This is a genomic window from Algoriphagus alkaliphilus, assembly GCF_900103735.1.
Taxonomy (GTDB): domain Bacteria; phylum Bacteroidota; class Bacteroidia; order Cytophagales; family Cyclobacteriaceae; genus Algoriphagus; species Algoriphagus alkaliphilus.
The window spans coordinates 32,835-46,875 of sequence record NZ_FMXE01000013.1 but is presented as its reverse complement, the minus strand read 5'-3'; the positions used below and the strand labels follow the sequence as shown (position 1 = coordinate 46,875).

The window sequence follows — 14,041 nt, the reverse complement described above, 5'->3', positions numbered from 1 at the left end:
TAATGCTGGCTACCCTCGGTCTCGTCACCATATTACTGCTTCTTTATCTTGTCATTACCAAAAAGGCATCGCCAGTAATTGCCTTAATTTTGGTTCCGATACTGACTGGAATTGCCGCCGGAAAAGTCATTGAGCTTCCGGTGATGATCGGTGATGGTATCCAGTCAATTGCTCCTACAGGAGTCATGTTTGTTTTTGCTATTTTATTTTTTGGGATATTACTGGATGCAGGTACTTTCCGGCCTATCATTCATCACCTGCTGAAAATTGCCGGGAATGACCCAATAAAAATTGCCTTATCCACAGCTATTTTGGCCATGCTAGTTCATTTGGACGGTTCGGGAGCTGTCACCTTCTTGGTGGTAGTTCCCGCGATGGTTCCGGTTTATGATCAATTGGGAATGAAGCGTCTAAACCTAGCCTGCATTGTGGCTTTGGCTGCCGGCACCATGAACATTCTCCCTTGGGGTGGGCCTACCATTCGTGCTGCCACAGCCTTGAATGTTTCAGTCACCGAGCTGTTCAACCCAATTTTTATTCCTTTTCTTTTTGGGCTTGCCACTGTATTGCTTATTGCATTTTTCTTGGGGAAAAGTGAAAAAAACAGAATCGGGGCAGCAGTTCTTCCTGTTGATAAGGTGGGCCTTCAACTATCCAATGATCTTGAAATGCCCAAGCTCTTCTGGATTAACATTTTCTTGATTTTACTGGCAATCACCGTCTTAATTTTAGGATGGGCCCCGCCGTATGTCATATTCATGGTAGCCTTTGCTATTGCTATGCTGATCAATTTTCCAAAAATTGAAGACCAGAAAACCCGCATAGACGCTCATGCAAAGGAAGCTATGCTGATGGCAAGTATCCTTTTTGCCGCTGGTTGTTTTACAGGAATTATCAAGGGCACAGGAATGATGGATGCCATGGCAGCAAAAGTCGAGACTTTAATGCCAGCGCAATTGGGAGCACAGTTACCCTTGATCACTGGCCTATTGGCAATGCCTGCGAGCATGCTGTTTGATCCCGATTCATTTTATTTTGGAATCCTGCCACTTTTGGCTTCTACCGCAGGACACTTCCAAGTAAGTGCTTTGGAGGTAGGTCAGGCTGCAATTATGGGTCAGATGACCACCGGATTTCCGGTAAGCCCACTGACTGGTGCCACCTTCCTTTTAATCGGACTTGCCGGCGTTGATTTGGGAGATCATCAGAAAAAAACCATACCACTGGCATTTTTGGTGACTTTGGTAATATTGACTGTATCAATCATAATGGGGATTATTTCAGTATGACATGCAAGAAAAACTAAGAATCGGTTGTGGTGCGGGATTTTCGGGAGATCGAATTGAGCCTGCTATGATACTTACCGAAAAAGGAAACCTGGATTATCTGGTATTAGAGTGCCTTGCTGAACGGACGATTGCTTTGGCACAAAAGCGAAAAAAACAAGACCCAAAGGCCGGATACGATGTTCTATTGGAGCGCCGGATTCTAGGCTTGCTTCCACTTCTGCTCAAAAATAAGACCCGCTTAATCACCAATATGGGTGCTGCAAATCCTCTGGCAGGTGCTGAAAAAATAATCGAGATCGCTCAAAAACTAGGTTTGAAATTAAAAGTCGCGGTAGTTCTCGGAGATGATGTTTTTAACAGGATATCCGGAACTGAGCTTTCTTTGGAAGGAAACGAAGCCCTCCTATCCTATGGGAATTTAGTTTCTGCCAATGCTTATCTCGGAGTCGATTCGATTCTTCCAGCGTTGAAAACTGACGCAAATATCATTCTGACGGGGAGAGTTGCAGATCCCTCCTTGTTTTTGGCTCCGATGATTTATGAATTGGGCTGGAATACTTCTGATTTAGATTTAATGGGAAAAGGAACCGTGATCGGACATTTATTGGAGTGTGCCGGGCAGATTACCGGAGGTTATTTTGCAGATCCTGTGAGCAAGCCTATTCCCGACATGCATATTCTCGGACATCCTTTTGTTGATATCTATACAGATGGTACTGCAATTATATCAAAAGTCAGTGGTACCGGTGGGGCCATCTCGGTCCAAACGGCGAAGGAGCAGCTGCTTTATGAGGTAATAGATCCTGGAAAATACGTTACTCCTGATGTTATAGCGGATTTCTCAAGCGTCAAATTTTTCGAACAAAACAAAGATGAAATCCGGGTAGTTGGAGGTTCCGGAAAAGGAATACCCAAAACCCTTAAAGTCAGTGTTGGCTACGAGGCAGGATTCATCGGTGAGGGAGAAATCTCTTATGCCGGATCCCACGCTATCGAACGGGCAAAACTCGCAGCCGAAATTATTGAAAAGCGAATCGGAGACAGGTTTGATGAATTTAAGGTGGATTACATCGGCTTGAGTTCCATGCATGGTCAGGAACTATCCAGAAATTATTTGCCTTACGAAATCCGCCTGCGTATTGCCGGAAAAACAAAAGACAGATCACTCGCCCAACTTGTCGGCGAAGAAGTAGAAGCGCTCTACACCAACGGTCCGGCAGGAGGTGGCGGAGCCAGAAAATACACCCATGAAGTTATAGGGGTAGTTTCAATTCTGATGGACCGAAACAATATCAATTCAAGTATTCAAGTCCTGGAATCATGAGTCAGAAACTTTGCGAAATCGCTCATAGTCGAGCAGGAGACAAGGGAAACACCCTAATTCTTTCCCTGATTCCATTCCAAGAGAGTGATTTCAACTTGTTGGTCAAAGAAGTCTCAGTTGAAAAAGTAAAAGCTCACTTCCGACACCAAGTTAAAGGTGAAATCATCCGCCACGTTTTGCCCGAACTGAAAGCACTTCAATTTACCTGCTTTGAAGCATTGACAAGTGGTGTAACCACATCTCTTGCCTTAGACGCTCATGGAAAAAGCTTAGGTTATGCCTTGCTGGAAATGGAAATTGATGATTCTATTGGGCTTTAACCCGAAATATGCATTAGCAATTCTATTGCGGTCTGAAATTGCTTCAAAATCAGACGTTATGTTGTTGTTTTCGACTTCACCATAGCGGTGCTGTGCCTCAGTCTCCAAACATCCTGATTTTCTTGCAATTTCGGCCCTCAAAACGAAAACCTAATGCATAGCCCGGCTTTAGTCCTTCATCAACTTTTCCAATACTTCCATCGCAGCCTCCGATAGCACCGTCCCCGGCCCAAATACTGCCGATACCCCGGCATCAAAAAGAAATTCGTAATCTTTCTGAGGGATAACTCCTCCTGCCACAACCATGATATCAGGACGCCCAAGTTCTTTCAGGGCCTGAATCAGCTGAGGAACCAAAGTCTTGTGGCCAGCTGCCAGAGAAGATGCTCCTACGATATGCACATCATTTTCTATCGCCTGCCCGGCTACTTCCCGAGGTGTCTGAAAAAGTGGCCCGATGTCCACGTCGAATCCCAAATCCGCAAAACCAGTTGCGATTACTTTGGCACCACGGTCATGTCCGTCCTGCCCCATTTTAGCAACTAGGATACGAGGACGACGACCTTCAAGTTCCGCAAAACGGTCGGATAATTCCTGAGCTTTTTTAAATGAATTCTGGTCTTTCACTTCTGCCGCATATACTCCGGAGATCGTTTGTGTCTGGGCTTTGTGTCGCCCAAATACTTTTTCCATCGCATCGGAGATTTCGCCTAAAGTAGCTCTTTTTCGCGCTGCTTCTACCGCCAGGGCGAGTAAATTACCTTCCCCTGTTTTAGCCGCCTGAGTGATGATTTCCAGACTTTTTTCAACCTCTTGGGAATTTCGGGCGGATTTCACAGCTTTCAATCGGGCAATTTGTGAATCTCTCACGACCTGATTATCCACGTCTCGCACTTCAATTTGGCTTTCTTCTTTGATCTGATACCGGTTAACTCCTACGATTATGTCACGACCGCTGTCTATACGAGCTTGCTTTTTGGCAGCTGCCTCTTCGATTCGGAGTTTTGGAAGACCTGTTTCAATCGCTTTTGCCATCCCTCCCAATTCCTCCACTTCCTCGATCAATTTCCAGGCTTTTTGAACCAGCTGATCGGTAAGGTATTCTACATAATAAGAACCTCCCCAAGGATCTACAACTTGGGTGATCCCCGTTTCCTCTTGTAAAACCAATTGTGTATTCCTCGCGATTCTTGCAGAGAAATCAGTGGGCAAAGCGATTGCTTCATCCAAGGAATTGGTGTGCAGCGACTGGGTATGTCCCATGACAGCGGCCAAAGCTTCTATGGCTGTTCGGGTCACATTATTAAATGGATCCTGCTCAGTCAGGGACCATCCCGAAGTCTGACAATGCGTTCGCAGCGCGAGTGATTTTGGGTCTTTGGGATTAAACTGCTTCACAATCTTCGCCCAAATAAGGCGACCTGCTCGCAGCTTGGCAATCTCCATAAAGTAATTCATGCCTATTGCCCAAAAGAAAGAAAGCCTTGGTGCAAAATCATCAATATCCAATCCCGCTTTAATTCCTGTTCTGAGGTATTCCAAACCGTCGGCAAGCGTGAAGGCCAACTCCAAATCCGCTGTCGCCCCTGCCTCCTGCATGTGGTAGCCTGAGATTGAGATCGAATTGAATTTAGGCATCTTTTGGGAAGTGAACTCAAAAATATCCGCAATCAACTTCATGCTGGGCTGCGGTGGATAGATGTAGGTATTTCGTACCATAAACTCCTTCAGAATATCATTCTGAATCGTGCCGGAAAGTTGTGCAGGCATAACTCCCTGTTCTTCGGCCGCTACAATGAAAAATGCCAAAATCGGAATCACAGCGCCATTCATCGTCATAGAAACTGACATTTGGTCCAGTGGAATCTGGTCAAAAAGAAGTTTCATGTCTTCCACGGTATCAATCGCAACTCCGGCTTTGCCTACATCACCCTGAACACGAGGGTGGTCAGAATCATAGCCACGATGAGTTGCCAAATCAAAGGCAACAGAAAGTCCTTTTTGCCCTCCTGCAAGATTTTTCCGGTAGAAGGAGTTCGATTCCTCAGCGGTGGAAAAGCCTGCATACTGACGGATCGTCCAAGGGCGCTGAACATACATCGTGCTGTAGGGTCCTCGGAGAAATGGGGGGATTCCAGCTACAAATTCTAAATGAGGAATCAAGCATATATTTTGAGTATCAAACCGATCCGGGATCGAAATCTGCTCCGGCGACTCCCAAACAGAGGAAACCTCTTCGTCAGGAGAAGTCTGTTTCCTTTTCTTCCAATTGTCAAAGTCAGGTCTCATGCTCCAGTCTGGTTTTGAAGTTCCACCAAATAAGAAGCCCGGCTTGGCTTCAATTCATATTCTTTCTCCAAAATCGGAGAAAATTCCAGGTTATTTTTCAAGTAATCTGAGGCGGGATATTTGTTTACTCCAATCTTGGAAATCTCCCCGGAAAGGATCGAATTTTGTTGTTTCTGTCGATGTTCTCTGACTTTTTTGTGAAGCATTCCGGACTCAAAAGCAACAAGCCAGCCTCCATTTTTTTCTAATTCCTGAAGCCCGCTTTTCACTTCATTTATGAGTTGAGTTATCAGCGTGTCCAAGTAATAAGATCCTGCGGCAGGATCACCAACCTTGCCGAAATACGATTCATAATTTAAAATAAATGAAACATTTCTGGCGACACGAAGCTCCAATTCAGTGGCTTTTTGTCCGGAAATAGGCCGCACCCACAGACCATTTGCTCCGCCTAAAATTGAAGCCATTGCTTCATAGGTTTGCCGAATAAGATTTGTATTTGAATCGAGCGTAGATTTGGACCAACCGGAAGTTTGCGCAAAAACACAGGTATCCTCCAATCTCAATCCGACATTATATTGCAAGGCAAGCTCGGCGTAAAAAAACCGAATTGCTTTCAGTTTGGCGATTTCGGGAAAATGTAAATCCCCAACCGAAGTGTAAAATCCGCTTTTTTCGAAAATAGTTATTGGGTCAATCCCCGATTTGTCGATGAGCTCTATGATTTCTCCGAATCCAAAAATCAACTCATCCAGACCAGAGGCACCGGCTTCGGCATATCTGCTAAAATTGAACATACATGCATGAAAACAGCGCTCATTGGGAAAACAAGAAAAAACTCTTCTAAAAGCTGAGATAGCCTCTTCCCAACTTTTACCTTGCTCAAAAAGCATGTCCATGGGTGACCAAAGCAAGCCCCCGGTAAGCCCAGATTCCTCCACCCCCATCTCATGTACCCAAGTCATAAAGTGCTCTAAAACTTGGGCTGGATCGCCAAGGGGTTTTAACATGATACTGATGTAATCCGGAATCACATCTTTCAAAAGCTCATTTAGGTTTTCATCTCCCTTCAAATGCAAAACCAACCCTTCTCCTCCATTTTCAAGGAAATCCATAATTTCCTGAATCGGTGTACTTGGATAAACAGCTAAAAAATTGGACCAGGACCTGGCAGAAAAATCCTGTAAAAACGGTTTGTCTTCAAAGCTGTTTTCAGGCAATCTTGGGAGATCCAATACATCCTCCCGAGTATAGAAAGGTTGAATTTGTATTTTCTCCCAAAGCAGGGATTTCAAGGCTTGATCAAAATCCTGCCCTCCCAAATCTTTGGCAGCCTGATTTTTCCAAGCTTCTTTGCTTGCGGGAGGAAAGTCGTAAAAAAGAGCTTGGGTCATATTTGGGTTGGGTCAATTCCTGATTTAGGACAAGTTCAAAAATAAGGAATGATGAGTGAATTGCCAGAAAGAAATGCATAAGTAAAGAGAATCGTAGGCCTAAAATTCTAAATGCCTAACTGTCAATTAATAGAGTTAAAAAAAATGCTTTCACTATTTACACAATAGAAAAATATCAAAAATTCAAACTTGGATTTGTGAAAGTGTCAATTTTAACCCGCAAACAAAATATAAATCTGAGGCTTGGAAAAAATCTACAAAAATTGATTTTTTCAAGCCCAATTCGATTTTTTATTTAAGTTAATTTTCCACAAATTTGAACCCCTTGCAATCGCCGGGAAATCCAAGAATACAATCTAATACTTTTCTAAATGAGTTTGGAAGCTAGCGCCGTATGGAATGAGTGTTTGCGTGTGATAGAACAACACGTAAACGAGCAGAGCTTTTCGACTTGGTTTAAACCAATCAATCCAGTCAAATTGGAAGGTTCCAGCTTGACAATTCAAGTTCCAAGTCAATTTTTCTACGAATGGCTGGAGGATAACTATGTACAAGTCCTCAAGCTTGCCATCAAAAGTACGCTCGGCCAAAATGGACGTTTGGAATATGCAGTAGTGGTGGACAAAGGAAATTCTAATAATCAACCCTATGTGGTTTCTTTCCCGCAGGGTAATACCTCGGGCAAAAAGCCGAATCCGCAGGCTGAGGTAAGGACTCCTTTTGAAATGCAATCCCTGAATGCAGACATGCTTACCCAAAGCAATCTGAACCCCACTTACTCTTTCAGCACTTACATTGAAGGCGATTGCAACCGACTTGCCAGATCTGCGGGCTTTGCGGTGGCTACTAAGCCGGGAATTACATCCTTCAACCCCTTGATGGTCTATGGTGGAGTTGGGTTGGGAAAAACCCACTTGGTTCAGGCTATTGGAAACGAGATCAAAAACGGCCCAGAAGACAAGTTTGTGCTTTATGTTTCTTCGGAAAAATTCGTGAACCAGTTCATGGATTCCATCAAGGATGGCAATGTGAAAAGCTTTACCAATTTTTACATGCAGGTGGATGTGCTGATCATCGATGACATTCAGTTCTTGGCTGGGAAGGACCGTACACAGGAGATGTTTTTCCACATTTTCAATCACCTCCATCAGAATAAGAAGCAGATCATCATGACTTCAGATTGTCCTCCCAGAGATCTGAAAGGCTTGGAAGAGCGATTACTTTCCCGATTTAAGTGGGGGCTGACTGCGGATTTGCAAATGCCTGATTTCGAGACCCGCGTGGCTATCATTCGACGCAAAATGCAGTCTGAGGGGATTTTCATCCCGGACGAAGTGGTGGAATATTTAGCTTATTCGGTAGACACCAATGTCCGTGAATTGGAGGGGATTTTAATTTCCCTGATTGCACATGCTTCACTCAACCGGGTTGAAATCAGCCTGGAACTGGCAAAAACTGTGATCAAAAACTTCATTAAAGATATTGAAACAGAAGTAGGAATTGACTTTATCCAAAAGTCAGTTTCCGAATATTTCGGCATTCATCTTGATGACCTCAAAGCCAAAACACGTAAGAAGGAAATAGTGATTGCACGTCAGGTAGCCATGTATTTTTCAAAAGAATTCACAAACCATTCACTCAAATCGATTGGCTATCACTTTGGTGGACGTGATCACAGTACAGTCATCCATGCCGTTCAGACGGTAAATGATATGTTTGAAACCGACTCGAGCTTCAAAAACTCGGTCAATGAGCTTAAAAAGAAATTCAAAATGAGATCGTATTGATCTCATTTTTTTTGACAAATATCCAGCATTCCTTCTGGTTATGCCTGCCAGTTCTAATCTTTTCCGCTTCCTTTAAATTGATCCTCCTTGTAGGCAAAGAGCACGTTGAACGTAGTCAGCGAACCATAGCATCGGGTGATGTATTGCTGTAAGTTGACACGATCTTCATCATCAAGTTTGGGATGATTGTTAATGTTTTGCTCCAGAACACGGAGTTTTTCCCGCACCATGACGATTTTTCGAAAGAAAGTTTCAACAGGAATCTCCTTAGTCTGTAAAGTTTTGTCTGATGGTTCGATGACTAAAGTTCCGCCCATCCATTTCCCTCCAAGTGGGACTAGCGGGGCGCGTTCCGAAGTCGCAATCAAAGCTTCCCGAATAGCCCGTTCCACATCCTTCATCGTGAGCATCGGGAAGTCAGGCACCTTGGCTTCCTCTACGGTAAATCCTTCGTAATCTCTTGCGAGCGTCTTTACTTCTTCCAAAGAAGAAAAGTATATTTTATAAAAGGTCTCATCGACGGAGACAATAACCCCGGTTCCAAATTTTGGGTGACCAATTCGACTTCCTACTCCAAGTTGACTTGCTGACATAGTATCTTTTCAAAAAAGGTTTTACGACGACCAAAATAAAGAGAAAGTGGGCATTGTATCAATTTTGGATTTGAATATTCAACCGAAAGAATCAGAAGTTTGTAACTTTTGCAAAATTCAGGCATTACTTTCTATAGATTTTTCGCACTTCAACCCATCAAACCATTCTTCCAATGAAATCGAGCCTGCCATTCGGCAGAATGCCCCGACTAAAAGTCACACAAGGGGTTGCTTACCTCTCAAACGAGATTCCCTGCCCTTTGGCAGGCAGGTATGGCTTTCAAGAAAAAATTACAATCCTATGAAAAAAATATTTCCTCAGTTGACTTCCATTTTTCTCGGTTTCACCTTTTGGGGTGCCGGCATGGTCAAACTCTATGCAGGCCATCAATTTATCGGGTGGATTGGGCCTCCTTGGCTAGTCGAGCGGCTACAGGAATATGAATTGGGACTATTTGCCGAATTCATTGCTGTCAGTCAAATCACCATCGGATTTATGCTACTGAGTACAAGATTCAAACTCTTGGGAAGCATCATGATGATTCCAATGATTCTGAATATTCTGATGGTAACCGTCTCTCAAAATTGGGCTGGAACACCCTATGTTCTCGCCGTGCTTTTACTTATGAATTTGTACATTCTTTGGCAATACCGTGACTTTTTTGGGCCTTTGGTAGATGAGGGAAAAAACGGTGGCAATCTCAATACCCGGAAGGAAAAATCCCGGCAAGGCCACCTGGTTTGGCTTGCAGGTTGGTCGCTTCAATTGATATCCGTACCCATTTCTTTCCAAAACCTTACCATAGCCTTTTCCACTGCCGCTATTGGGCTTATCCTGGCGATTCTGAGCTTCAAAGTTGATTCCCGTTTTACTAGAAAGATTGAAACCCATCCGTAAATTAGTCTTCCATTCAAAACCCATAAACTATGAACATCTATCCTTATCTCAACTTTGATGGCCAGGCCGAAGAAGCCATGACTTTTTATCAATCAATCCTCGGTGGAGAATTCGAGGGGGGAATCAGCTATTTTGGTGAGGCGCCAGGCATGGAGATTCCCGAGGAAGAAAAAATGCGCGTGATGCATATCAGCCTCAAGCTCTCTGAGGGGCTGAAAATCATGGCAAGCGATACCAGTCCAAGCATGGGGCATGTATGGATCAAAGGAAATCACAACTACATCTCAATCAACGCTGATTCCAAAGCTGAAGGCGTGCGTATTTTCTCGGGTCTGGCTGAAGGAGGGAAAGTAGAAATGGACTATCAAAAAACCTTTTGGGGAGCCTATTTCGGCAGCTTCGAAGACAAATTTGGAATCGGCTGGATGGTGAATTATGATCTACAGGGAGGGGAAGAGTAGGCATTAGACTTAAGTATCAAGATTTTAGTATCAAGAAAAGAGAGGCAAGAAGCAAGAACCAAGAGACAAGAGACGAAAGCTTAAACTTGAATTGACTAATTTATTTCTCACAGATTGCACGGATAAGCACATCTATGAAATCCAGTGCCTATTCAAATTATCTGTGAGCTTCATTTTGAAATCTCTCATAAACTTTGACACAAGTTTAATCCATGACTAACTTGCTATCTTATATCTAAAATCTAACGTCTCTCATCTAAGTGACAAGACTCGCCATCCTTGCCTCAGGCAGCGGCTCCAATGCCGAAAAAATCATGGAGCACTTTCAAAATTCCGACAAAGCAGCGATCGCCTTGGTTGCCTCCAACAAAACCGATGCTTTTGTGCTTGAGCGGGCAAAAAAGTTCGGAGTCCCCACCTATACTTTCACCCGGAAGGAAATGGATGCAGGAAAATTGCTTGAAAAACTTCAGGCCGAAAAGATCGACTGGGTGATTTTGGCAGGTTTTCTACTGAAAATCCCTGCTGAGTTGATCCGGGCTTTCCCAGAGCGGATGATCAATATCCACCCGGCTTTACTTCCAAACTATGGGGGAAAAGGAATGTATGGACACCACGTTCACGAAGCAGTAAAAGCTGCCGGAGACACCCAAACCGGCATTACTATTCACTTGGTCAATGAGCACTACGACGAGGGAAAAGTTATTTTTCAAGCGGCCACACCCCTGACACCAGAAGACACTCCAGAGTCCATCGCCCAAAAAGTTCACACTTTGGAGCATCGGTATTTTGCTGAGGTGATCGACAGCTTAATTTGATTTCCAAAATTTCGACATTTATCATTCGCTGTTCTACATTCTGTATAGGATATTATCCAGTCATTTCCCTCAAATCTTCGATGTTTTTAAAACCTTAAAGGTTCCTCTAAAACTTGTATTTCGTTAATCATAAATCCTACTTTTCGCCGCCTCCCCTTTTTTCCTACCTTTGGGACTTCCATCGATTTCATCCAAATCCATTCCCAAATGGCAATCAAAAAAATACAATCTGCCCTACTTTCAGTTTATTACAAAGACAACCTCGAACCCATTGTCGCACTCCTCAAACAACACGGAGTTAAAATCTACTCTACCGGCGGGACGCAAAAGTTCATTGAGGAACAAGGCGCTGAGGTCATACCCGTTGAGGAGCTGACCAGCTATCCTTCTATTTTCGGAGGAAGAGTAAAAACACTTCATCCTAAAATATTTGGTGGGATTTTACAAAGACGTGACCATGATGGTGACCTTGACCAGGCCATAGAATATGATATTCCTGCCATCGATTTGGTCATAGTGGATTTGTATCCATTTGAGGAGACTGTGGCTTCAGGAGCTGAAGAGGCTGAAATCATAGAAAAAATCGACATAGGAGGTATTTCTTTAATCCGAGCCGCTGCAAAAAACTTTAAAGATGTAATCATCATCGCTTCCAAAGCGCAGTACGGTGAACTTGAAGCAAAACTTTCCGAGCAAGACGGGGGAACAACAATCGAAGATCGTAGATACTTCGCTGCACAGGCATTTCAGGTTTCATCCAATTATGACACCCATATTTTCAACTATTTCAATCAAACTGAAAATATCCCAGCCCTGAAAATATCCGAAACGAAAGCCAAATCACTTCGCTATGGCGAAAACCCGCATCAAGCAGCACATTTCTACGGGGACATGGAAGCACTTTTTGACCAACTGAACGGCAAGGAACTTTCCTACAACAACCTTGTGGATGTCGATGCTGCGGTAAACTTAATTGCTGAGTTTGAAGGTGAGACTGCTTTTGCCATTCTCAAACACACCAATGCCTGTGGGGTAGCTTTGGCACCAACGGTGCAGGAAGCTTACAAAAAGGCTTTCGAAGCTGACACGACTTCTGCTTTTGGTGGAGTTTTGGTAACCAATCAAACTGTGGATAAAGCTGCGGCTGAGGAAATGCACTCGTTGTTTTTTGAGGTACTGATCGCTCCTCAATTTACTGAGGACGCTTTATCCGTATTGAAAGGAAAGAAAAACAGAATCCTTTTGAGACAGAAAATGGCTTTGCCCGGTACCAAAATGATCAAGACTTTGCTCAATGGCATCATCGAGCAGGATAAGGACTTGGCTACCGAAACCAAAGCCGATTTCAAAGTAGTCACTCAAGTTGCCCCTACGGATACAGAATTGGATGCTTTGGTTTTTGCAGCAAAAGTCTGCAAGCACACCAAGTCCAATACGATTATCCTGAGCAATGACACGCAGCTTTTCTCCAGCGGTGTGGGACAGACTTCCCGTGTGGATGCCTTGCGCCAAGCAATCACCAAGGCAAAGGAATTTGGATTTGAGCTAAAAGGTGCTGTGATGGCATCGGATGCCTTTTTTCCTTTTCCGGATTGCGTAGAGATTGCCCACGAAGCAGGAATCACGGCTGTCGTACAGCCGGGTGGGTCAATCAAAGATCAGGACAGTATCGCTTTCTGTGATGCGCATGGCATGTCGATGGTGATGACTGGAGTGAGACATTTTAAGCATTGATTTGAAGTATCAAGTATCAAGATTATAGTATCAAGACCTCCGGTTCGATTGGGATCGGAGGTTTTTTGGTTTTTGGGTTCCAACCAAAACGAACCGAAACTGCAAAAGAATAGCAGCTGTTCTTACCAAATCTAAAATAACACCCTTTATTGCTTTAATTGAATGGATCGAGTAAATTCAAATTCAATCTTGAAATCATGGAAGCCATAAGAATCAAAGCCTATCCAAAAAACAAAAAGCAAATACAATCCATTTCCGAATTTCTAAACAAAGAGGGAATTGAATTTGAGTTGGTGGAAAAAGAAGATTTTGTTGAATTCCTAAATGAAATAGAATCCAGCCTTTCGCAAGTCAAACAGATTCATGAAGGAAAAGTCAAAAAAGAACGTGCCAAGGATTTTTTAAATGAACTATGAGGTAATTTTAACTGCCGATTTTAAAAAGTATTTCAAACGGCTTTTTAAGAAGTATCCCTCCTTGAAAGATGATTTGCTTAAGCTTATTCAAAAGTTAGAACTCGATTATAAAATTGGCATAGCTCTAGGTTCTAATCTGTTTAAAATTCGACTTTTGATTGAAAGCAAAAAGAAAGGTAAATCTGGAGGAGCTAGAATCATTTACTATTTTTTGAGTCCAAAAAATGAAATCTATTTGATTCATATTTTTGATAAAAGTGAATTTGAAAATATCCCAAAAGATAAATATTTGGAGATTTTAAAATCAATTGGGCCATTTTCCTAACCAACCTGATATCAAAAATATAGTCACCATTTTTTGCATAGGTGTAGGTGAATACATTTTGAATCGAATCGTCAGCAAAAGGTGTGGAATCCTTTTCGCGTTTAACCATAATCCAAGTCCCAATTAATCGTTCATCAAGTTGATTGGGGAAAATAGAATTTAAAACAGATAGCAAACCGGCGAGGAAAACAAAATTCGAAATCATAGGACTAGATGTTGTTTGTCTTTTCGATTAACTAAAAAATAGTTGATAATCAAATTTCATTTTCGAGTTCAGAATTAAAATCAAAAAAATCTCTGATTCCAATTTGCCCAGATTTCTAAACCATCGAGTTTTATAAAACCTCAAAGGTTCTTAATTCCCTTTCTTTTCCCCACCTAAATCCCCTATTTTGC

13 protein-coding genes are annotated in these 14,041 nt (G+C 42.9%); 10 read left to right on the top strand and 3 right to left on the bottom strand.

Annotation, left to right across the window (positions count from 1 at the left end; translation table 11 throughout):
* Positions 1 to 2: 2 nt before the first annotated feature.
* The 3 genes from BLQ81_RS10635 to BLQ81_RS10625 are packed head-to-tail and all read left to right on the top strand — an operon-like array spanning position 3 to position 2,933.
* Positions 3 to 1,289 (top strand): CitMHS family transporter, encoded by a 1,287-nt coding sequence (locus tag BLQ81_RS10635; RefSeq protein ID WP_092729939.1) that lies wholly within the window; start codon positions 3 to 5, stop codon positions 1,287 to 1,289.
* Between the two features lies 1 nt (position 1,290).
* A complete protein-coding gene (locus BLQ81_RS10630) occupies positions 1,291 to 2,613 on the top strand; it encodes an acyclic terpene utilization AtuA family protein (protein WP_092729938.1) in 1,323 nt (440 codons plus the stop codon).
* Positions 2,610 to 2,933, top strand: coding sequence for an AtuA-related protein (locus tag BLQ81_RS10625; RefSeq protein ID WP_092729937.1), 324 nt, complete (start codon positions 2,610 to 2,612; stop codon positions 2,931 to 2,933). The genes BLQ81_RS10630 and BLQ81_RS10625 overlap by 4 nt, the downstream gene beginning before the upstream one ends.
* A gap of 168 nt (positions 2,934 to 3,101) precedes the next feature.
* On the opposite strand, the gene scpA is transcribed toward BLQ81_RS10625, so the two are convergent.
* Complete coding sequence (scpA, locus tag BLQ81_RS10620; protein ID WP_092729936.1) at positions 3,102 to 5,222, bottom strand: methylmalonyl-CoA mutase; 2,121 nt, start codon at positions 5,220 to 5,222, stop codon at positions 3,102 to 3,104.
* Positions 5,219 to 6,613, bottom strand: coding sequence for a methylmalonyl-CoA mutase family protein (locus BLQ81_RS10615; protein ID WP_092729935.1), 1,395 nt, complete (start codon positions 6,611 to 6,613; stop codon positions 5,219 to 5,221). Before BLQ81_RS10615 ends, scpA begins: the two co-directional genes overlap by 4 nt.
* Positions 6,614 to 6,984: 371 nt before the next feature.
* Between BLQ81_RS10615 and dnaA the strand changes: the two genes are divergently transcribed.
* Complete coding sequence (gene dnaA, locus BLQ81_RS10610; RefSeq protein ID WP_092729934.1) at positions 6,985 to 8,400, top strand: chromosomal replication initiator protein DnaA; 1,416 nt, start codon at positions 6,985 to 6,987, stop codon at positions 8,398 to 8,400.
* A gap of 53 nt (positions 8,401 to 8,453) precedes the next feature.
* Here dnaA and BLQ81_RS10605 read toward each other — a convergent pair whose 3' ends face one another.
* Positions 8,454 to 8,993 carry a hypothetical protein gene (locus BLQ81_RS10605; protein WP_092729933.1) on the bottom strand — a complete coding sequence of 180 codons (540 nt, stop codon included), beginning with the start codon at positions 8,991 to 8,993 and terminating at the stop codon, positions 8,454 to 8,456.
* Positions 8,994 to 9,294: 301 nt separating this feature from the next.
* On the opposite strand from BLQ81_RS10605, the gene BLQ81_RS10600 reads away from it, so the two are divergent.
* The 6 genes from BLQ81_RS10600 to BLQ81_RS10575 all read left to right on the top strand — a co-directional run bounded on the left by BLQ81_RS10600 (position 9,295) and on the right by BLQ81_RS10575 (position 13,645).
* A complete protein-coding gene (locus tag BLQ81_RS10600) occupies positions 9,295 to 9,891 on the top strand; it encodes a hypothetical protein (RefSeq protein WP_139183612.1) in 597 nt (198 codons plus the stop codon).
* Between the two features lie 29 nt (positions 9,892 to 9,920).
* Positions 9,921 to 10,352, top strand: coding sequence for a VOC family protein (locus BLQ81_RS10595; protein ID WP_092729931.1), 432 nt, complete (start codon positions 9,921 to 9,923; stop codon positions 10,350 to 10,352).
* 260 nt (positions 10,353 to 10,612) lie between these two features.
* Complete coding sequence (gene purN / locus BLQ81_RS10590) at positions 10,613 to 11,170, top strand: phosphoribosylglycinamide formyltransferase (RefSeq protein ID WP_092729930.1); 558 nt, start codon at positions 10,613 to 10,615, stop codon at positions 11,168 to 11,170.
* 207 nt (positions 11,171 to 11,377) lie between these two features.
* Positions 11,378 to 12,904 (top strand): bifunctional phosphoribosylaminoimidazolecarboxamide formyltransferase/IMP cyclohydrolase, encoded by a 1,527-nt coding sequence (gene purH / locus BLQ81_RS10585; RefSeq protein ID WP_092729929.1) that lies wholly within the window; start codon positions 11,378 to 11,380, stop codon positions 12,902 to 12,904.
* 197 nt (positions 12,905 to 13,101) lie between these two features.
* Positions 13,102 to 13,320 (top strand): hypothetical protein, encoded by a 219-nt coding sequence (locus BLQ81_RS10580; RefSeq protein ID WP_139183611.1) that lies wholly within the window; start codon positions 13,102 to 13,104, stop codon positions 13,318 to 13,320.
* A complete protein-coding gene (locus tag BLQ81_RS10575) occupies positions 13,310 to 13,645 on the top strand; it encodes a type II toxin-antitoxin system RelE/ParE family toxin (protein WP_092729927.1) in 336 nt (111 codons plus the stop codon). Before BLQ81_RS10580 ends, BLQ81_RS10575 begins: the two co-directional genes overlap by 11 nt.
* The last annotated feature ends 396 nt before the right edge of the window (positions 13,646 to 14,041 follow it).